At 49.9% G+C, this 19852-nt stretch carries 19 protein-coding genes and 1 pseudogene; 7 read left to right on the top strand and 13 right to left on the bottom strand.

Going from position 1 to position 19852, the window contains the following annotated elements; translation table 11 throughout:
• Nucleotides 1–247 precede the first annotated feature (247 nt).
• A complete protein-coding gene (gene ppk1 / locus AC5M9B_RS00405) occupies nt 248–2305 on the bottom strand; it encodes a polyphosphate kinase 1 (RefSeq protein ID WP_487648079.1) in 2058 nt (685 codons plus the stop codon).
• Between the two features lie 375 nt (nt 2306–2680).
• Nucleotides 2681–4357 carry a formate--tetrahydrofolate ligase gene (locus tag AC5M9B_RS00410; RefSeq protein ID WP_070655139.1) on the bottom strand — a complete coding sequence of 559 codons (1677 nt, stop codon included), beginning with the start codon at nt 4355–4357 and terminating at the stop codon, nt 2681–2683.
• Between the two features lie 230 nt (nt 4358–4587).
• Here AC5M9B_RS00410 and AC5M9B_RS00415 point away from each other — a divergent pair, with 230 nt between their 5' ends.
• From AC5M9B_RS00415 to prmA, 5 genes are all read left to right on the top strand, one after another.
• Nucleotides 4588–5343 (top strand): class I SAM-dependent methyltransferase, encoded by a 756-nt coding sequence (locus AC5M9B_RS00415; protein ID WP_425326075.1) that lies wholly within the window; start codon nt 4588–4590, stop codon nt 5341–5343.
• A 546-nt stretch (nt 5344–5889) separates the two neighbouring features.
• A complete protein-coding gene (gene accB / locus AC5M9B_RS00420) occupies nt 5890–6351 on the top strand; it encodes an acetyl-CoA carboxylase biotin carboxyl carrier protein (protein ID WP_070654498.1) in 462 nt (153 codons plus the stop codon).
• Between the two features lie 70 nt (nt 6352–6421).
• Nucleotides 6422–6613 carry a YqaE/Pmp3 family membrane protein gene (locus AC5M9B_RS00425; protein ID WP_003741645.1) on the top strand — a complete coding sequence of 64 codons (192 nt, stop codon included), beginning with the start codon at nt 6422–6424 and terminating at the stop codon, nt 6611–6613.
• Between the two features lie 35 nt (nt 6614–6648).
• Nucleotides 6649–8010: an acetyl-CoA carboxylase biotin carboxylase subunit gene (accC, locus tag AC5M9B_RS00430; protein WP_070654500.1), complete on the top strand. Its 1362-nt coding sequence runs from the start codon at nt 6649–6651 to the stop codon at nt 8008–8010.
• 513 nt (nt 8011–8523) lie between these two features.
• Nucleotides 8524–9411 (top strand): 50S ribosomal protein L11 methyltransferase, encoded by an 888-nt coding sequence (gene prmA, locus AC5M9B_RS00435; protein WP_070654502.1) that lies wholly within the window; start codon nt 8524–8526, stop codon nt 9409–9411.
• Between the two features lie 123 nt (nt 9412–9534).
• Here prmA and AC5M9B_RS00440 read toward each other — a convergent pair whose 3' ends face one another.
• The 11 genes from AC5M9B_RS00440 to AC5M9B_RS00490 all read right to left on the bottom strand — a co-directional run bounded on the left by AC5M9B_RS00440 (nt 9535) and on the right by AC5M9B_RS00490 (nt 18715).
• Nucleotides 9535–10158, bottom strand: a complete 624-nt coding sequence (locus AC5M9B_RS00440; RefSeq protein WP_070654504.1) for a nuclease-related domain-containing protein — start codon at nt 10156–10158, stop codon at nt 9535–9537.
• Nucleotides 10159–10674: 516 nt separating this feature from the next.
• Complete coding sequence (locus tag AC5M9B_RS00445) at nt 10675–11100, bottom strand: F0F1 ATP synthase subunit epsilon (protein WP_070654506.1); 426 nt, start codon at nt 11098–11100, stop codon at nt 10675–10677.
• Between the two features lie 10 nt (nt 11101–11110).
• Nucleotides 11111–12508, bottom strand: coding sequence for a F0F1 ATP synthase subunit beta (gene atpD, locus AC5M9B_RS00450; RefSeq protein ID WP_049228626.1), 1398 nt, complete (start codon nt 12506–12508; stop codon nt 11111–11113).
• 38 nt (nt 12509–12546) lie between these two features.
• Complete coding sequence (gene atpG, locus AC5M9B_RS00455) at nt 12547–13422, bottom strand: F0F1 ATP synthase subunit gamma (protein WP_070654509.1); 876 nt, start codon at nt 13420–13422, stop codon at nt 12547–12549.
• A gap of 24 nt (nt 13423–13446) precedes the next feature.
• The gene (gene atpA / locus AC5M9B_RS00460) at nt 13447–14994 is read right to left on the bottom strand and encodes a F0F1 ATP synthase subunit alpha (RefSeq protein WP_019270020.1); all 1548 of its coding nucleotides are present in this window, start codon (nt 14992–14994) and stop codon (nt 13447–13449) included.
• Between the two features lie 10 nt (nt 14995–15004).
• Complete coding sequence (locus AC5M9B_RS00465; protein WP_019270019.1) at nt 15005–15538, bottom strand: F0F1 ATP synthase subunit delta; 534 nt, start codon at nt 15536–15538, stop codon at nt 15005–15007.
• A 4-nt stretch (nt 15539–15542) separates the two neighbouring features.
• A complete protein-coding gene (locus AC5M9B_RS00470; RefSeq protein ID WP_019270018.1) occupies nt 15543–16013 on the bottom strand; it encodes a F0F1 ATP synthase subunit B in 471 nt (156 codons plus the stop codon).
• A gap of 71 nt (nt 16014–16084) precedes the next feature.
• Nucleotides 16085–16321 carry a F0F1 ATP synthase subunit C gene (gene atpE / locus AC5M9B_RS00475; protein WP_002214801.1) on the bottom strand — a complete coding sequence of 79 codons (237 nt, stop codon included), beginning with the start codon at nt 16319–16321 and terminating at the stop codon, nt 16085–16087.
• 61 nt (nt 16322–16382) lie between these two features.
• A complete protein-coding gene (atpB, locus tag AC5M9B_RS00480) occupies nt 16383–17249 on the bottom strand; it encodes a F0F1 ATP synthase subunit A (protein WP_070654511.1) in 867 nt (288 codons plus the stop codon).
• On the bottom strand, nt 17239–17592 hold the full coding sequence (locus AC5M9B_RS00485; protein ID WP_083310340.1) for an ATP synthase subunit I: 354 nt from the start codon (nt 17590–17592) through the stop codon (nt 17239–17241). Before AC5M9B_RS00485 ends, atpB begins: the two co-directional genes overlap by 11 nt.
• A 265-nt stretch (nt 17593–17857) precedes the next feature.
• Nucleotides 17858–18715, bottom strand: coding sequence for a ParB/RepB/Spo0J family partition protein (locus tag AC5M9B_RS00490; RefSeq protein ID WP_070654513.1), 858 nt, complete (start codon nt 18713–18715; stop codon nt 17858–17860).
• A 154-nt stretch (nt 18716–18869) separates the two neighbouring features.
• Between AC5M9B_RS00490 and AC5M9B_RS00495 the strand changes: the two genes are divergently transcribed.
• Nucleotides 18870–19439 (top strand): hypothetical protein, encoded by a 570-nt coding sequence (locus AC5M9B_RS00495; RefSeq protein WP_070654515.1) that lies wholly within the window; start codon nt 18870–18872, stop codon nt 19437–19439.
• A 255-nt stretch (nt 19440–19694) separates the two neighbouring features.
• Nucleotides 19695–19852, top strand: a pseudogene (locus tag AC5M9B_RS00500) (transposase); the annotation flags it as partial.

Here is a 19852-nt window from a genome sequence, read left to right on the forward strand (position 1 = left end):
CCTCGCCTTGCCGTACTATCTGTACTGTCTGCGGCTTCGTCGCCTTGTCCTGATTTAAATTTAATCCACTATACTTTCAAGTCATCTAAAAACAGGTTACAAAGATAAAAGGTCGTCTGAAATACAAAATCAGTCCGCATTTGGGCGAAACTGTGTTTTCAGACGACCTATTGTGCAATAACCAAATCAATATACAAAAAGCCGTCTGAAATCAATCTTTCAGACGACCTTTTGTGTTGCTTAAGCGTTAACGCCCGTACATTTCCCACAAGCTTTCTTGCAGGCTGAAGGCGGGTTCGCCGTTTTCGGGTTGGGCGCGGATGTAGCTGCCGTCGGGCTGCATCAGCCATGCGCGGGTGTTGTCTTGCAGCGCCATTTCGATGCCTTCGTGGATGACGCGGACTTTGAGTTCGGGCGTGGTGATGGGGGTGGCGACTTCGATGCGGCGGAAGAAGTTGCGCCCCATCCAGTCGGCGCTGGAGATGAAGGTGTCGTCCGCGCCGTTGTTGTGGAAGCAGTAAACGCGCGAGTGTTCGAGCTGTCTGCCGATAATGGAGCGGACGCGGATGTTTTCGGACAGTCCTTTGACACCGGGGCGCAAGGTGCACATGCCGCGGACGATAAGGTCGATTTGCACGCCTGCGCTGCTGGCGCGGTAGAGGGCGTCGATGACGCTCGGCTCAATCAGTGAATTCATTTTGGCGCGGATTCGGGCGGGTTTGCCTGCTTTGGCGTGTTGGATTTCGCGCTCGATGCGGTCGATGATCATTTTGTGCAGGGTGAACGGGCTTTGGTAGAGTTTGTTCAGACGACCCGGTTTGCCCAAGCCTGTGATTTCCATAAAGAGGGTGTTCACGTCGGCGGTGATTTGGTCGTCGGCGGTGATGATGCCGAAGTCGGTGTAGATGCGCGAGGTGCCTTGGTGGTAGTTGCCGGTACCGAGGTGGGCGTAGCGTTTGAGCGCGCCGTTTTCGCGGCGGATGACGAGTGCCATTTTGGCGTGGATTTTGTAGCCGAATACGCCGTAAACGACGTGCGCGCCTGCGTTTTCAAGCTGTTGCGCCCAGTTGACGTTGTTGGCTTCGTCGAAACGCGCCATGAGTTCGACGACGACGGTGACTTGTTTGCCGGCAAGGGCGGCTTTCATCAGGGCGCGGACGAGTTCGGAATTGCTGCCGGTGCGGTAGATGGTCATTTTGACGGCGAGGACGGCGGGGTCGGCGGCGGCTTCGCGTATCATGTGGACGACGGGGTCGAAGGACTGATACGGATGGTGCAGCAGGATGGGCGATTGTTTCGCCAGTTTGAAAATCGAACCGTTCTTGCGCAATGCTTTCAGACGACCTGCCCCGCGCGCAGGAAACTTGAGGTCGGGACGGTCAACCAAATCGGGAACGGCATTAAGGCGCACGAGGTTGACCGGGCCTTTGACTTGGTAAAGCTCGGCGGGGGTGAGTTTGAACTGGGCGAGCAGGAAGTTGTGGATGTGGGGCGGGCAGGTGTCGGCGACTTCGAGGCGCACGCCGTCGCCGTATTCGCGGTCGTGCAATTCGTTTTGAATGGCGGCGCGCAGGTTTTTGAGGTCTTCTTCATCGACGGTCAGGTCGCTGTCGCGGGTGAGGCGGAATTGGTGGCAGTCTTTAACCGTCATGCCGGGGAAGAGCTTGCCGACATGGGCGTGCAAGATGGAGGAGAGGAAGACGAAACCGCTGCCGCCTTCACACAACTCGGCAGGCAGAGGAACGACGCGCGGCAGGATGCGCGGGGCTTGCACAATCGCCATGCCGGAGGGGCGGCCGAATGCGTCCGTACCTTCCAATTCGACGGCGAAGTTGAGCGATTTGTTCAGCGGGCGCGGGAAGGGGTGCGACGGATCGAGTCCGATGGGGGTGAGGATGGGCAGCAGCTCGGCGTCGAAATACTGCTCAATCCATTTTTGCTGCCCTTGCGTCCAGTTGCGGCGGCGGTAGAAATGGATGCCTTGTTTGCTCAACTCGGGCTGCAAAACTTCGTTGAACAGGCGGTATTGCTCCTGTATCAGCGTTTGTGCTTCGGCGGAGACGGCGGCGATAGTTTCAGACGGCGTGGTGCCGTTGTCCAAACGCTCGTGCGGATTCATTTTTTGCGCACGTTTGAGCCACGCCATGCGTACCTCGAAAAATTCGTCGAGATTGGAAGAGACGATGCACAAAAACCGCAGACGTTCCAAAAGCGGCACGTTTTCATCCTGCGCCTGCGCCAAAACGCGGCGATTGAAAGCGAGCAGGCTCAGTTCGCGGCAGAGGATGCGGTTTTGTTCGGGCATGGTGTTCTCCTGAAGCGGGTGGGTCGGACAGTTAATTGGGAAGTATAACGCGTTTCGGACGGGCGGGGCAGTGGTGCGGGATGGGCGGGCGGTTGGTAGGGCGGGAGGTCATCTGAAAAGACAGATTCACTATAAAAACAAACGTATTTACAAAAGTAGAATTAAGATAAAAAACCATAAAAATAGTCGTCTGAAAATGAATTTGCGAGTTTGTTCTATCGTTTCAGACGACTATTTTCATCAGAGGAAGATTCGCGGGCGAAGCCCACGCTACGGATTGTCACGGTTGAGTTTAAACCGTTTCAAATAATAAAAGGTCGTCTGAACCCGTTTTCAGACGACCTCTTTGCCGTTTTATTTCACTGCCGATTCAAATCAGAACAAGCCGTGGATCACGCCGTCTGCGTCCACGTCGATTTTCTCGGCGGCGGGGACTTTGGGCAGGCCGGGCATTTTCATCATGTTGCCGCACAGGGCGACGATGAAGCCTGCGCCGGCAGAAACGGTGATGCCGCGCACGGTAATGCGGAAGCCTTCGGGGCAGCCCAAGAGTTTGGCGTTGTCGCTGAGGGAATATTGGGTTTTCGCCATGCAGACGGGCATTTTGTCCAAGCCCAGTTTTTCCAGCGAGGCGATTTCGGCGGCGGCTTCTGCGCTGAAATCGACGTCTTCCGCGCCGTACACTTTTTGGGCGATGGCGCGGATTTTTTCTTTAATGCTCAACTCGACATCGTAGGCGAAGCGGAAGTTATTGGGTTGGTTGTCGATGGCGTTGACGACTTTGCGCGCCAAATCTGAGCCGCCCGCGCCGCCTTTGCCCCACACTTCGGTCAGGGAAACTTCGACGCCGTGTTCGGCGCAGGCTTTTTCAATCATGGCCAACTCGGCATCGGAGTCGGACACGAAGCGGTTGATGGCGACGACGACGGGCAGGCCGAAGACGTTTTTCAGGTTGGAAATGTGTTTCAGCAGGTTGGACAGACCTTTTGCCAAGGCTTCGAGGTTTTCTTCGCCGAGGTTGGCACGTTCTACGCCGCCGTTGTATTTCAAGGCGCGGACGGTGGCGACGACGACGGCTGCGTCGGGTTTCAAACCGGCAAGGCGGCATTTGATGTCGCAGAATTTTTCCGCGCCCAAATCTGCGCCGAAGCCTGCTTCGGTCACGGCGTAATCGGCAAGGTGTTTCGCCAGACGTGTGGCGGTAACGGAGTTGCAGCCGTGGGCGATGTTGGCGAAGGGGCCGCCGTGTACGAAGGCGGGCGTGCCTTCGATGGTTTGCACCAAGTTAGGCTTGATGGCGTCTTTGAGCAATGCCGCCATCGCGCCGTGGGCTTTCAAATCTTTGGCGTAAACGGGGCTGCCGTCTTTGGCGTAGGCGACGAGGATGTTGCCCAAACGCTCTTTCAAATCGCTGATGTCTTTGGCGAGGCAGAATACCGCCATGACTTCGGAGGCGACGGTGATGTCGAAGCCGTCGGGACGGATCACGCCGTCAACGGGTTTGCCCATGCCGTCGATGATGTTGCGCAACTGGCGGTCGTTCATATCGACCACGCGCCGCCACAGCACGCGTTTGGGGTCGATGTTCAACTCGTTGCCTTGGTAGATGTGGTTGTCGAGCATGGCGGCGAGCAAGTTATTCGCCGCGCCGATGGCGTGGAAGTCGCCGGTGAAGTGCAGGTTGATGTCTTCCATCGGCAAAACTTGGGCATAGCCGCCGCCCGCCGCGCCGCCTTTGACGCCGAATACAGGCCCCAAAGAAGGCTCGCGCAGGGCGATAACGGCGTCTTTGCCGATGTGGCGCAACGCGTCCGCCAAACCGATGGTAACGGTGGTTTTGCCTTCACCCGCCGGAGTCGGGTTGATGGCGGTAACCAAAATCAGACGGCCTTGTTTTTGCGGCAGTTTGAACGCCTCGGCAGGATTGATTTTGGCTTTGTAATGGCCGTAGGGTTCGATATTGTCCACATTCAAACCCAGCTTGGCAGCAATTTCGCCAATCGGACGCATGGTGGAAGATTGGGCGATTTCGGCATCGGTTTTGAAGCTCATGATTTTCCTTTACTGAATGGGGAAGAAAAAGAGGAGAGTCGTCTGAAAGACCATCGGAAAGACAAACGCTGATGGATTCAAAAGAATATTAGGCATATTATAGCGTTATCTGAGAATGAATCGCAGTGAAAAATTCGATAATTCAATAAGAATGCAGTTCATATTGTTGACAATCCATAATCAAAGGTCGTCTGAAAATGTCTGCCCCAAAAGATTTGCACACCCACACCATACCCGCCGTCTGTTTCTCCGACACCGCCACCGAATACGTCCGCCTTTTAGTGCAGCAATTCAAACTCCCTACCCTGACCTGCCCGCCCGACAGCGGCGAATACCTGTTTGCCGATGCGGAGGGCGTCAGCTTGTGCCGCGCGGGGGAGAAGGGGCGCGTCCGCGTCGATTTCGGCGGTGGTGCAGCCCAATACCGGCGTACCAAAGGCGGCGGCGAACTGATTGCCAAAGCGGTGAACCATACGGCCAAACCGACCGTTTGGGACTGTACCGGCGGACTCGGACGCGACAGCTTCGTCCTCGCTTCGCTCGGTTTGAACGTCCAAACCTTCGAGCAGCATCCCGCCGTCGCCTGCCTGCTTGCCGACGGTCTCGAACGCGCGCTGCAAGAGCCTGAAATTCAAGACATCGCCCGCCGCATTACCTTCCGTCACGGCGACGCCGTCGAATTGATGCGGGAACTCGCCGCTCAATCGCGCCCCGACATCGTGTACCTCGACCCCATGTACCCCGAACGCCAAAAATCCGCCGCCGTCAAAAAAGAAATGGCGTATTTCCACAGCGTCGTCGGTGCCGCCCAAGAAGAAGCCGAGCTGCTTGCTGCCGCCCGCGCCGTCGCCAAAAAACGCGTCGTCGTCAAACGCCCGCGCCTCGGCGAATTTCTCAACGGCGAAAAACCCGCCTACCAATACACGGGCAAAAGCACCCGCTTCGATGTGTACTTGCCCGATCATCCGGTTAAAGACGGGGAATAATTCAAAATGCAAAGGTCGTCTGAAAATCAGTTTTCAGACGACCTTTGACCACCGCAACCATAAATCTCTTGCAAACCAAGCCGTCGCCATTCATTTCCGCACAAGCAAAAAGCCAGAAGGCCAGTCAGTTATTCCCCTCCATAAGAAATTCTCGCCCTTAAATCCTCATTAATATCAAAAAGTCGTCTGAAAGCAGGCAAAATGGTTTATCGGCATCCCGGCCTGAATTTTCAGACGACCTTTTCCCTTCATAAACCAACAAATTAGAATAAACACTCGCCGAAAAAATACACATTCTGCCGAAATCTCCGAATCTGCCCGTTTTGTTCAAAAACCGCCTTTTTTCGAGATTTTGCTAGACATTTGTCGGCAAGTTCGGGAAAATAGTCAAATTCATTTACGGGTTTTCTGCTCCTGAGAATGCCCCTTTATGCAACAAAATACTGTCCGGTTTGCGCCGTTGCCGCAGGCCGGTTGTTTTCTGAAATATCACGCAACAAACACGGCCGCTTCACGACATTTGGGCCGTATCGTAAAGGAACGAAAATGGATTTGCGCAAGTTAAAAAAACTGATTGATTTAGTAGAAGAATCAGGTATCGCCGAAATCGAAGTGACCGAAGGCGAGGAAAAAGTCCGTATTACCCGCGCCACCGCCGCTCCGGCTCCCGTTTATGCCGCGCCCGCCCATGTAGCAGCGCCTGCTCCTGCACCCGCCGCCGCTCCTGTTGCAGCAGCAGCCCCCGCTCCCGCAGCGCCTGCCGCCCGCGACCTGTCCAACGCGCAAAAATCGCCTATGGTCGGTACGTTCTACCGCGCGCCCGGCCCGAATGCTGCCGCCTTCGTCGAAGTTGGTCAGCAAGTCAAAGCCGGCGATACGCTGTGTATCATCGAAGCGATGAAGTTGATGAACGAAATCGAAGCCGAGAAATCCGGCACGGTTAAAGAAATTCTGGTGGAAAACGGTACGCCTGTGGAATTTGGCGAGCCGCTCTTCATCATCGAATAATTCGTTTTCAGACGACCTTCCGGATTGCGTGGAGGTCGTCTGAAATGCTTTCCAACTCAGGATTTCCACCATGCGCCTGCTGTTAGCCATCTTCCTGCCCTTTGCCGTATTCTTCACCATCGGCCGTCCGATTGCGGGCATCATCTGCCTGATTCTCCAATTCACCTTAATCGGCTGGATTCCTGCCGCCATGTGGGCGGTGTACGCGTTGAGCCAATACAAGACCGATGAAAAAATCCGCAATGCATTGGGCAAAAGGTAACAAGCAGGTCGTCTGAAACCACAGGAAAGGTCATCATGCTGAAAAAAGTATTAATCGCCAACCGAGGCGAAATCGCGCTGCGCGTCCTGCGTGCCTGCCGTGAAATGGGCATCGCCACCGTCGCCGTGCATTCCGAAGCCGATAAAGACAGTCTGCACGTCAAACTTGCCGACGAATCCGTGTGCATCGGTCCTGCCGCTTCCGCACAAAGCTATCTCAATATTCCCGCCATCATCGCTGCTGCTGAAGTAACCGGCGCGGATGCCATCCACCCGGGCTACGGCTTCCTTGCCGAAAATGCCAATTTTGCCGAACAAGTCGAACAATCCGGCTTCATCTTCATCGGCCCACGCGCCGAAACCATCCGCCTGATGGGCGACAAAGTTTCCGCCAAACACGCGATGATTGAAGCGGGCGTGCCTTGCGTTCCCGGTTCGGACGGCGCGCTGTCCGACGATCCCGCCGAAATCCTCAAAACTGCCGACAAAGTCGGTTATCCCGTGATTATCAAAGCATCGGGCGGCGGCGGCGGACGCGGTATGCGCGTGGTCGAGAAAAAAGAAGACCTCATCAAATCCGTCGAAATGACCAAAGCCGAAGCAGGCGCGGCGTTCGGCAACCCGATGGTCTATATGGAACGCTACCTGCAACGCCCGCGCCACGTCGAAATCCAAGTGCTCGCCGACGAACACGGCAACGCCATCTACCTTGCCGAGCGCGATTGCTCCATGCAGCGCCGCCACCAAAAAGTCATCGAAGAAGCACCTGCTCCCTTCATCGACGAAAAAGCCCGCGAAAAAATCGGCAAAGCCTGTACCGACGCCTGCAAACGCATCGGCTACCGTGGTGCAGGTACGTTTGAATTCCTGTATGAAAACGGCGAGTTTTTCTTCATCGAAATGAACACCCGTGTCCAAGTCGAACACCCTGTTACCGAGCTGATTACCGGTGTGGACATCGTACAGGAACAAATCCGCATTGCCGGCGGTCTGCCCCTGCAATACAAGCAAAAAGACATCCACATCGAAGGCCATGCTTTCGAGTGCCGCATCAATGCCGAAGACCCGTACAACTTCATCCCCAGCCCTGGTCTGATTGAAAGCTGCCACCTGCCCGGCGGCTTCGGCATCCGCGTGGACAGCCATATTTACCAAGGCTACCGCATCCCGCCGTACTACGACAGCCTGATCGGCAAAGTCTGCGTCATCGGCAAAACCCGCGAGCAGGCAATGGCAAAAATGCGCGTCGCCCTCGCCGAGCTTGCCGTAACCGGCATCAAAACCAATACCCCGCTTCACCGCGATTTGTTCAGCGACCCCGGTTTTGAAAAAGGCGGCGTCAGCATCCACTATCTGGAACACTGGCTGCAAGAACGCAAAGCCAAACAGGACAAATAAAACCGTCCCGCTTGGATAGTCGAAGGTCGTCTGAAAAACCGTATGGCTTTCAGACGACCTTTTTTCAGACAGATTGAAACCTGATTTCGGGCGTACATCAGCGATTGCCGACAAGCCTAGAATATAGCTAAATGACTTTATTTTAGATACGGAACTTACCGATTGTCGTCATTCCCGCGCAGGCGGGAATCCATTTTTAAAATTCAGAAACTGTTTTTCAAGTCAAGGTTTCTCAAGTTTTACGATGGATTCCCGCCGTAGCCTGTCCTCGCGTAGGCGGGGGCGGGAATGACGGAATTTGATAACATGCCGTATTTAAAGTTAAATATGTTTGCTATATGATTGAGCCAACCTATCCGCCACCATTTCAGCGCAATAAAGAATCCGTGTTCAGGCTGAAAAACAATCCAATCACACTGTTACGCCAATAGCCGAAACATACCGCAAACGCCCCAAATCGCGTATTTGCCTACCATTTCCTAATTTCAGACGACCCCACCGAGAAAGCCTACCATGTCCTATCAACAAATCACCATCAACGTCAACGACGCCGTCGCCGAACGCCTCGCCGACGCCCTGATGGAACACGGCGCACTCTCCGCCGCCATCGAAGACGCCTACGCAGGCACTGAAAACGAACAAGCCATCTTCGGCGAACCCGGTATGCCGACCGAACAAATCTGGCAGCAAAGCAAAGTCATCGCCCTGTTTGGCGAGCACGACGATGTCGCAGCCATGATTCAAGCCGCCAGCCAAGAATGCGGGTTGAAAGATTTGGCGTACACCAGCGAAATCCTCGCCGACCAAGATTGGGTACGCCTGACCCAAGCACAGTTCGACCCCATCCAAATTTCCGAACGCCTGTGGATTACCCCCTCTTGGCACGAAGCGCCCAATAGCAACGCCGTCAACCTCCAGCTCGACCCCGGCCTAGCCTTCGGCACCGGCAGCCACCCGACCACGCGCCTCTGCCTCAAATGGCTGGACACACAACTCAAAGGCGGCGAAAGCGTCCTCGACTACGGCTGCGGCTCCGGCATCCTGACCATCGCCGCCCTCAAGCTCGGCGCAGGTTCTGCCGTCGGCGTCGATATTGACGAACAGGCGATCCGCGCCAGCAAAGACAACGCCACACAAAACAACGTTGATGCACAGTTCTACCTGCCTGACGGCCTGCCGCAAGGACAATTCGACATCGTCGTCGCCAACATCCTCGCCAACCCTCTGCGCATGCTCGGCGAAATACTCGCCGCCCGCACCAAACAAGGCGGTCGCATCGTGTTGTCTGGTTTGCTGGACGAACAAGTCGAAGAACTCAGCGGTATTTACAGCCAATGGTTCGACATCGAGCCCGCCGAAATCGACGAAGGCTGGGCAAGGCTCAGCGGCGTCAAACGCTGATTAGCGATACGCTCAAACAAAAGGTCGTCTGAAAACCGATTCAGGTTTCAGACGACCTTTTGTGTTCAACCGATAATTTCAAAAAACTGCTGCATTACCTACAAATTTTTTTAGCCTACTTCATTAAGCGTGTGATCGTGAACCATTTTGACCAAACACGTTATCAAATTCATTGCTCTCTAAAATTTCTTTGATCTCCGCTACCTTGTCGTCATTCAAAACGACTTCACTGTATTGAGTAATGTATTCATTGAATTCAGCTGATTCAATGACATTATCCGGCATCATGGTTTGAAATTGGCAATTTCCCGCAAATACGACAACCGAATAAAACAAGCGCGGGCTTAAATCAAGCTGCCGCACCAATGCTTGAATATAACGTTGGTTCTGTGCCAAAGGATTGGGGAAAAGCATCTTGGTTCTATGGAATTTCTGCGTCCACATCCCGTCCCCGTTATCCCCCCAAATACGGCCTTGGTAATTCGGCGTCGATACGATAAAAATACCGAATCGTGAAACGTAAACATAATCAATTTGTTCATACGCTCCTGAAATACGTATATCAAGATGGCGGAAAACATGATATGAATTTTCATCCAAGTAGCATTGAGCACGCACATTAACCGCAAAACGACTGATAAACCGTTTTACTGAATATTGCTTACTGGCAAGCGCAGCCAAAATCAGTATCAGGCTATATCCCGCCATACCTGACACCCCATCCCCAAATATGAAATCAAAGTTCATGACAAATTTTCCGCAATATGAAATATTTATTTTTTCGTAATAGGTTACACATCAATTTATGATAATGTATTTTAAAATTATAACCCAATTAGCATTTTTTACAATAAAAATACCGCTTATGTAAAATAAAAACCTTTTGTCTCTAAAATTTGTTGTTTTTTGATTTCAGACACAATGGCAATCTTCCCAAATAGCCAAACTTTATTCATTATTTGGAATAGGCAAATAGGTGTCCTTAAAAACAAAAAAGTCGTCTTAAATACATTCAGACGACATTAATACCACTTTAAAATACGATAGATCCTTACCAAAAGATTTACTTTATCCTATAAAAACCGTATTCAGCAAACAACCTTTATCACTGACTCAGGAAAGCAAAATTATGCGCAATAAAGGAATCATTTAAAACTTTTCTATAGCATTCGTTACCTAAAGATTCCGTTCTTCTCAAAATCATCTATAATGAAAAAATAAAAAGCACGGTAATCAACCGTGCTTTTTGTAAAGCAAATCTGCTTATTTGTTTTTGTGCGAACGAAGATAATCCAAGGTTTTGAGCTGGGCAATCGCTGCAGCCAAGGCTTTATGCGCTTCGGCCAACGATTTATCGTCTTTCGCTTGAGAAATGCCGGTTTCCGCCGCTTTCTTGGCAGCTTCCGCACGCGCACGATCCATCTCGGAACTGCGTACGGCAACATCCGCCAACACAGTAAGTTGGTTGGGCTGCACTTCCAGCACCCCGCCGGAAACGGCAACAAGCACTTCTTCGGCTTCGCCGGGCACGGTCAAACGCAATGCTCCGGGACGTACCAAACTCATAATCGGCTCGTGTCGCGGATAAATACCGAGCTCACCTTGAACAGTCGGAACCACTACAAAACTGGCTTCGCCTGAATAGATGTTCTGCTCGCTACTTACCACTTCAACTCGCATGACGCTCATGCCGACCTCCTTAGTTTAAGGTTTTCGCTTTCTCGACCGCTTCTTCGATACCGCCTACCATGTAGAAAGCTTGTTCAGGCAGATGGTCGTATTCACCGTTCAAGATAGCTTTAAAGCCGGCAATGGTGTCACGCAGCGATACATATTTGCCGGGAGAGCCGGTAAATACTTCGGCAACATGGAACGGTTGCGACAGGAAGCGTTGGATCTTACGCGCGCGCATCACGGTCAGTTTATCTTCGTCTGACAATTCGTCCATACCCAGAATGGCGATAATATCGCGCAATTCTTTGTATTTTTGCAGAGTAGATTGTACGCCGCGGGCTACGTCATAGTGCTCTTGACCCAATACCATCGGATCTAGTTGGCGTGAAGTAGAGTCCAGCGGGTCAACTGCGGGGTAAATACCCAAAGAGGCAATATCACGGCTCAATACGACAGTGGCGTCCAAGTGGGCAAACGTTGTTGCAGGAGACGGGTCAGTCAAGTCATCCGCAGGTACATATACGGCTTGTATGGAAGTAATAGAGCCTGTTTGGGTAGAGGTAATACGCTCTTGCAAACGACCCATTTCTTCAGCCAATGTTGGTTGGTAGCCTACTGCAGAAGGCATACGACCGAGCAATGCGGATACTTCTGTACCGGCCAGGGTGTAACGGTAAATATTGTCCACGAAGAACAATACGTCGCGACCTTTGCCGCTTTCGTCTTTTTCATCACGGAAATATTCGGCCATAGTCAACCCGGTCAAGGCTACACGCAGACGGTTACCCGGAGGTTCGTTCATCTGACCGTAAACCATCGCCACTTTGTCCAATACGTTGGAATCTTTCATCTCGTGGTAGAAGTCGTTACCTTCACGGGTACGCTCCCCCACACCGGCGAACACGGACAAACCGCTATGCGCTTTGGCGATGTTGTTAATCAATTCCATCATGTTTACGGTTTTACCTACGCCGGCACCACCGAACAGACCTACTTTACCGCCTTTGGCAAACGGACACAGCAAGTCAATCACTTTAATGCCTGTTTCCAGCAGCTCGGTAGTAGCAGACAACTCATCGAATTTCGGAGCTGTCTGATGGATGGCGCGGTGTTTGTCGGTATCAATCGGACCTGCTTCATCAACAGGTGTACCCAACACATCGACAATACGTCCCAAAGTACCTTTACCTACCGGCACAGTAATCGGCGCACCTGTATTGCTTACAGTCATGCCGCGTTTCAGACCGTCCGAACTACCCATTGCAATAGTACGAACCACGCCGTCACCCAGAAGCTGTTGTACTTCCAAAGTCAAGCCGTTCGCATCCAATTTCAGGGCGTCGTAAACATGCGGAATGGCATCGCGCGGAAACTCCACGTCAACTACCGCACCAATAATTTGTACGATTTTGCCTTGGCTCATTATCGTATCCTAATTTCCTGTTCAGGTTTCAGACGACATTAAACTGCCGCTGCACCTGCTACAATTTCTGACAATTCCGTGGTAATCGCAGCTTGACGCGATTTGTTATATACCAAACGCAACTCTTTAATGGCATTGCCCGCATTGTCGGTGGCCGCTTTCATCGCCACCATACGCGCAGCTTGTTCTGATGCCATATTGTCACTCAATGCTTGGTAAACCACAGACTCTAAATAGCGGCGAACCAGATATTCCAACACAGCGATAGGACTTGGTTCATAACGATATTCCCAACTGAATGAAGAATAGTTATTCTCGTCTTCTATCACATTTTCGCCGATCGGCAGCAGAACCTCCAACCGTGGTTCTTGACGCATGGTATTAACAAAACGCGAATATACCAAATGTATTTTATCTAACTCATGCTTCTCGTAACGTTGGAAGATTTCAGTCAATGGACCAAGCAGCAATTCCATCTTCGGGGTATCCCCAAAATTAATCGCACTGGCAATAACGTTCAAACCGATGTTTTGACAAGCGGCTAAGCCTTTACTACCTAAACAGACAACATCAACTTCAATGCCCTGCTCTTGGTATTCTTGGACTTGCGCTAAAAATTTCTTCAAAACATTCGCGTTCAAACCACCGCAAAGACCTTTATCAGAGGTGATTAAAATGAAACCCACCCGACGTGTTTCACGATGAGGTGCCAATAATTTAATACCATGATCTTCATTGGTTTGCGCCAAATGACTCATAACTGTCCGCACTTTTTCGGCATACGGACGCGCTAAGCGCATCCGTTCCTGAGTCTTCCGCATTTTAGAGGTTGACACCATTTGCATCGCTTTAGTGATCTTTTGGGTATTTTGAACACTGCGGATTTTGGTGAGAATCTCTTTTCCGACTGCCATTTCAGACTCCTTTCATTTCAGCTCTTAGGCTTGGTAAGCATAAGAAGATTTGAAAGAATTCATGGCTTCAGTCAATGTTTTTTCACTTTCGTCGGACATCGCACCTGATGCGTTGATTGCTTCTAAAACACCAGGATGTTGAGTGCGTACAAAGCTCAAAAATTCCGCTTCGAAAGCCAATGCCTTGGGTACTGGTACATCTTCGTAAGAACCATTATTGATGGCCCACAAAGTCAAAGCCATTTCGGCTGTATCCAAAGTGCTGAATTGTTTTTGTTTCATCAATTCAGTAACCACTTCGCCGTGTTGCAGCTGTTTGCGTGTAGCTTCATCCAAATCGGAAGCAAATTGCGAGAAGGCTGCCAATTCACGATATTGGGCAAGTGCTAAACGGATACCGCCACCCAGTTTTTTAATTACTTTGGTTTGCGCTGCACCACCTACACGCGATACCGAAATACCGGCATTAATTGCAGGACGGATACCGGCGTTAAACAAGTCGGTTTCCAAGAAAATTTGACCGTCGGTAATCGAAATAACGTTCGTCGGTACGAATGCAGATACGTCACCGGCTTGCGTTTCGATAATCGGCAACGCAGTCAAAGAACCTGTTTTGCCCTTCACTTCACCATTAGTCAGTTTTTCAACTTCGTGTTCATTTACACGGGCAGCACGTTCCAACAAGCGGGAGTGTAGATAGAAGACGTCACCAGGATAGGCTTCGCGACCGGGAGGGCGGCGCAGCAACAGGGAAATTTGACGGTAAGCAACAGCTTGTTTGGACAAATCATCGTATACAATCAACGCGTCTTCACCGCGGTCGCGGAAGAACTCGCCCATAGTACAACCTGCATAAGGTGCGATATATTGCAGAGCCGCAGCTTCAGAAGCGGTCGCAGCAACCACAATCGTGTGTCCCATTGCACCATGCTCTTCCAATTTGCGTACTACGTTAGCAATAGAAGATGCTTTTTGACCGATTGCAACATAAATACAGATAACGCCTGTACCTTTTTGGTTAACAATAGCATCCAATGCTACGGCCGTTTTACCTGTTTGACGGTCACCAATGATCAGCTCACGTTGACCGCGACCAATCGGAACCATTGAGTCAATGGCCTTCAAACCGGTTTGCATCGGTTGGTCAACCGATTTACGGGCAATCACACCTGGTGCAATTTTTTCGATAGGTGCGGTAGAAGATGTATTGATCGGGCCTTTGCCATCAATCGGGCGACCCAGCGCATCTACAACGCGACCAACCAATTCACGACCGACAGGTACTTCTAAAATACGGCCGGTACAAGTAACTGTGTCGCCTTCTTTAATATGTTCGTATTCACCCAACACTACGGCGCCGACGGAGTCACGCTCCAAGTTCATCGCCAAACCGAAAGTGTTACCCGGGAATTCGAGCATCTCACCTTGCATTGCGTCTGATAAGCCATGAATACGAACAATACCGTCTGTTACAGAAATAACGGTACCACGGGTACGCACTTCTGTATTTCCAGACAGATTTTCAATTTTAGCTTTAATCAAATCGCTAATTTCAGCAGGATTAAGCTGCATGAAAACTCTCCTAATTTGTCATAGTCGCATACAGGGCATTCAATTTACCCTGCACCGACAAATCCAAGACCTGGTCACCCACTTCAACTTTGACACCGCCAATTAATTCAGGCGCAACTTCAGTTGTAATTTGCAACTTACTGTCAAAGTGTTTTTTCAATATTTCAGCCAACTCAGCCAATTGATCTTCAGTCAATGGATAAGCACTGTAAATTACAGCGGACTTAGTATGATTGAATGACAAGGTTAAAGCTTGATATTGAGCATAGACTTCAGGCAATACGGGCAAACGTTTTTGCTCCGCCAGAACAGTAATGAAATTTTTCAATTCATCACTTTTTAACTCAACGAGTTCGGCAAGTACATTTACCTTTTCAGAAGTATTTGTTTCAGGTCGCTCAATCAAAGAAATGACTTTCTCATTTTGAACAACCGCGGCTAATTCTTCCAGTCCGCCCAACCAAGACTCAATTTGGTTTTTTTCCTGCGCCAGATTGAATAATGCTTTCGCATAAGGTCTGGCAATCGTTGCGAACTCAGCCATAAGATTACAGCTCCTGTTTTAAAGCACTGAGCAACTGCGCATGTTTGGAAGTATCAACTTCACTGCGCAAAATAGACTCGGCACCTTTAACCGCCAACGCAGCAACTTGTTCACGCAAAACTTCGCGTGCACGATTCATTTCTTGCTGCGCATCGGCTTTAGCTTGTGCTGTAATCCGTACCGCCTCGACAGAAGCTTGTTCTTTTGCTTCTTCTACGATTTTGGCGGCACGTTTTTCGGCGTTAGCTACCATTTCGGAAACTTGGTTACGCCCTTCAGCCAAGAGTTCTGCAACTTTCTTCTCTGCCTGTTCAAAATCGCTCTTACCGCGCTCGGCAGCAGCCAAGCCTTCGGCAATTTTTGCGGCACGCTCATCTAATGCTTTTGCGATCGGCGGCCACACAAATTTCATGGTAAACCAAACTAAACCGAAAAAGACGATGATTTGAGCGAATAAGGTTGCATTAATATTCACGTTAGTTAACCTTCGTACTAGTGTTAATCAAACAGACCAAAGTCTGTATCTAGACGGATCACACCGTTTGATTATGCACCTGCAAACGGGTTAACGAAGGCGAACAACAGCGCAATAGCCACACCAATCAGGAATGCAGCATCAATCAGGCCAGCAATCAGGAACAATTTAGTTTGCAGTGGACCAATCAATTCAGGCTGGCGCGCAGAAGATTCCAAATATTTAGAACCTACCATTGCGATACCGATGGAGGCACCCAATGCACCCAATGCAACGATCAAACCACATGCAATAGCAATCAAACCCATTTTAAACTCCTTAAGAAAACAAAGGTTAAACCACAAATAAAGATAAAACTACCTAGAAAATTTAGTGGGCATCATGAGCTTGTCCAATATAGACAAACGCCAAGGCCATAAAGATAAATGCCTGCAGGGTAATCACCAAAATATGGAAAATCGCCCATGCCAATCCGGCAAGAATGTGAAAACCAAACAGAATCGGATCCAGCACTTCAACGCTTCCAGATGTCGCCCAAGCGCCACCCAGCAAAGCAATCAAAAGGAATACAAGTTCGCCAGCATACATATTACCGAACAACCGCATACCGTGAGAAACTGTTTTAGAGAGGAATTCGACCAGATTCAAAAGGAAGTTGGCAGGAGCAAGTTTGGCGCCGAACGGAGCACTGAACAACTCATGAATCCAACCACGAACACCTTTGATTTTGACATTGTAATAAATACAAATTAATAAGACTCCAATAGCCAACGCCAACGTAGTATTCAAATCCGCGGTCGGCACGATACGCAACAATGCATGATGGTTACCGGTAGCGTTTTGCCATAACCATGGCAGCAAATCTACCGGCAGCATATCCATAGCATTCATTAGGAAAATCCATACAAACAGCGTCAAACCTAATGGAGCAATGGCTTTTCGAGATTGTTCATTATGAATAATGCTTTTGCACATATCATCCACAAACTCGAACAAAATCTCTACGGCAGCCTGAAAACGCCCCGGCACGCCCGCCGTTGCCTTCTTAGCACCACGCCAAAGTAGGAAGCTTCCTAATACACCCAACAAAACAGCAAAGAAAATCGCATCAAGATTGATAAACGAAAAATCGGCAATATTTTTCAGGCCTTGTCCTTGGGCAACATCCGACAGACTGGTCAAGCTTTGTAAATGGTGCTTGATGTAGTCGGCAGCGGTCATTGTTTCACCTGCCATAATGCTTCACTCTCAACAATACTAAAAAAACCAAATGACTGACACCGAGCAATCCGAACAAGAACGGAAAGAATATTAAAGACTGATGCCAAACCATGAATACGGCAAGCATCATCACCAGCGACAGCACTACTTTTAAAACTTCCCCAGCAATGAATGCTTTACCATGATACAAAGGGTTACACTTGGAAAGTTTTAAAAGTAAAACTGCAATAGAAGACGGGACTAAATAACAAACTCCCCCTACGGCAGAAGACCAAAATCCATTCATACCTGCAAAAACTGCACTTATTGCAGAGATAATGAATAAAACAACAACTTGATAAACTAAAATCTGATTCATGCAAATTAGAAGCTACAACGAAATGGCCAAGCAGCGATACTAGAATATAATGAAGAAGCCTATACACGTCAAGGGATAGTTAATCTTTGTGAAATAATAACTCCTACCACATTCTTAACTTCTACACTACAATTTTCGATCATATCACAAATTACATTAAATTACAGCCATTGCCCAGTAATTTTATTTCAATAAAAAAGTCATCTGAAAATTGGAGAATAAGTTTTCAGACGACCTTAATTCTAAATTTTCTGCGCAACCTAATTTACATATGATAATCAATGCCCAATTGTTTCAGTAGATACTCGAATGTTTCCGGCGTATCGAAGTGGAGGACGATTTTGCCTTTTTTGTGATTGGTGGTTTTGACTTCGGCGTTAACACCCAGCCTTTCGGTCAAAAAGTCGTTCAGACGACGTATATCGGGGCTAATGGTTTTTTTGATTTCCTGTTTTGCCTGATGGGCGACTTGACTGCGGCGTTCGACTTCGCGTACCGACCAACCGTTTTTCACCGCTTTTTGCGCCAATTCGAGTTGCTCGACCACAGGCAGGGTCAGCAGGGCGCGGGCGTGTCCCATCTCAAGATGGCGGTGGTAGAGCATTTCTTGGACAGGCTCGGGCAGGCTCAACAGGCGCAGGCTGTTGGAAATGGCGCTGCGGCTTTTGCCGACTGCTTTGGCGATGGTTTCGTGAGTCAGCCCGAATTCGTCGGCGAGGCGTTTCAAACCTTGCGCTTCTTCAATCGGGTTTAAGTTTTCGCGTTGCAGGTTTTCAATCAAACCCATTGCCAGCGCGGTTTCGTCGCTGATGGTTTTGATGACGACCGGAATCTCGGTCAGGCCGGCGAGCTGGGATGCGCGCCAGCGACGTTCGCCGGCAATCAGTTCGTATTGGGAAAGGCCGTGTTCGCGCACGATAACCGGCTGGATAACGCCTTGCGCCTTAATTGAATCCGCCAGTTCCTGCAAGGCTTCGTCATCCATCTGTACCCGCGCTTGATAGCGGCCGGGCTGGATGTCGTTGATGGCGACGGTAGTCAGGCGGTCGCTGCTGCTGTTGTCCACGCCGTTGGAAATCAGGGAATCTAAACCGCGGCCCAAACCGCCTTTTGCTTTTGCCATATTGAATCCTTTTCAGACGACCTTCCATAAAGCGCGTATTCTAGCGGATATTCGCAGGTGGCGACAATTTATATCCCATCGTCTGTATTTATCAGACCGTATATTTTCAGCTAAAATCCAGCCTTCTATTTTTTATCGAACTACTCGTCATTCAATGCTTTATTCTTTTCTTATCGATATGTGGGATATTCTGCGCCTGCGCTATAAGAATCCTGCTGATTATTTCTATACGCTGCCCGTTATTTTGGCGATTTTGCTGCTGTTGGGCATCATCAATGCGGCAGATATGTCGCTCTTGCTCGGCGTCAGCACTGCTGCTGTCGTCTTTGCCGTGTTGGTTACCGTCATAAGGTGGCTGATTTTGAGCCGTGTGATGCGTTATGTTTTAAGTAAAAACAGCGCGCCGCGCCTGCCTTTATGGGGATTCATCTTGGCATCGGAGGCTTTGATGATTCCTACTCTGTTGGTATTTTATATACCGCAAAGTGCACCGCTTCTGATGGTTTGGAAGACCTGGGCATTTTGGACGCAGGCTGTCGGCTTGATGAGAATAGGACAGGTCAAAGTTTGGGCAGTACTTAAAGGCTATTTTTTATCTTTCTGCTGCTTTGTCGTAATCTCAGGAATTTTGCTGAATCTGTTTACGCTGGCGGGCTGGTTGGATAAGGCAACTCTGATGCATAATTTTGAGGCATTAATGACTTCCATGGAGCAAGCAAGATAAAGAAAATGTCATCTAACCCAAAACTGCCCCCCCCAAAGTTAGACACATCCCCTCCAACCACCAAGGTGCAGTTTTTTATGACCAAATATACATTACACTTCAAATACTAAGCCATACCCCACTACCTGCACATACGCAGCCAACAGCGTAGCGCAGACCACTACAGCATCTCACAAACCCACCTGCCGCGTTGGGTAACAGTCTATCAGGAAGGCGGCATCGGTGGTCTCGGACGTAACGGGTTCTTTGACGATTCAGGTGATTGATTGGCAGCCGATCGAACAGTACCTGAATCGTCAAAGAACCCGTTACCTTAGAGACCACCGCGGCCGTCCTGCCTATCCCCTGTTGTCCATGTTCAAAGCCGTCCTGCTCGGACAATGGCACAGCCTCTCCGATCCCGAACTCGAACA

This window comes from Neisseria flava (assembly GCF_982712965.1).

Bases quoted from the DNA above. Each gene is read 5' to 3' on its own strand.
- ppk1 (WP_487648079.1), bottom strand. From the start codon at position 2,305: ATGCCCGAACAAAACCGCATCCTCTGCCGCGAACTGAGCCTGCTCGCT.
- AC5M9B_RS00410 (WP_070655139.1), bottom strand. From the start codon at position 4,357: ATGAGCTTCAAAACCGATGCCGAAATCGCCCAATCTTCCACCATGCGT.
- accB (WP_070654498.1), top strand. From the start codon at position 5,890: ATGGATTTGCGCAAGTTAAAAAAACTGATTGATTTAGTAGAAGAATCA.
- AC5M9B_RS00425 (WP_003741645.1), top strand. From the start codon at position 6,422: ATGCGCCTGCTGTTAGCCATCTTCCTGCCCTTTGCCGTATTCTTCACC.
- accC (WP_070654500.1), top strand. From the start codon at position 6,649: ATGCTGAAAAAAGTATTAATCGCCAACCGAGGCGAAATCGCGCTGCGC.
- prmA (WP_070654502.1), top strand. From the start codon at position 8,524: ATGTCCTATCAACAAATCACCATCAACGTCAACGACGCCGTCGCCGAA.
- AC5M9B_RS00440 (WP_070654504.1), bottom strand. From the start codon at position 10,158: ATGAACTTTGATTTCATATTTGGGGATGGGGTGTCAGGTATGGCGGGA.
- AC5M9B_RS00445 (WP_070654506.1), bottom strand. From the start codon at position 11,100: ATGAGCGTCATGCGAGTTGAAGTGGTAAGTAGCGAGCAGAACATCTAT.
- atpD (WP_049228626.1), bottom strand. From the start codon at position 12,508: ATGAGCCAAGGCAAAATCGTACAAATTATTGGTGCGGTAGTTGACGTG.
- atpG (WP_070654509.1), bottom strand. From the start codon at position 13,422: ATGGCAGTCGGAAAAGAGATTCTCACCAAAATCCGCAGTGTTCAAAAT.
- atpA (WP_019270020.1), bottom strand. From the start codon at position 14,994: ATGCAGCTTAATCCTGCTGAAATTAGCGATTTGATTAAAGCTAAAATT.
- AC5M9B_RS00465 (WP_019270019.1), bottom strand. From the start codon at position 15,538: ATGGCTGAGTTCGCAACGATTGCCAGACCTTATGCGAAAGCATTATTC.
- atpE (WP_002214801.1), bottom strand. From the start codon at position 16,321: ATGGGTTTGATTGCTATTGCATGTGGTTTGATCGTTGCATTGGGTGCA.
- atpB (WP_070654511.1), bottom strand. From the start codon at position 17,249: ATGGCAGGTGAAACAATGACCGCTGCCGACTACATCAAGCACCATTTA.
- AC5M9B_RS00485 (WP_083310340.1), bottom strand. From the start codon at position 17,592: ATGAATCAGATTTTAGTTTATCAAGTTGTTGTTTTATTCATTATCTCT.
- AC5M9B_RS00490 (WP_070654513.1), bottom strand. From the start codon at position 18,715: ATGGCAAAAGCAAAAGGCGGTTTGGGCCGCGGTTTAGATTCCCTGATT.
- AC5M9B_RS00495 (WP_070654515.1), top strand. From the start codon at position 18,870: ATGCTTTATTCTTTTCTTATCGATATGTGGGATATTCTGCGCCTGCGC.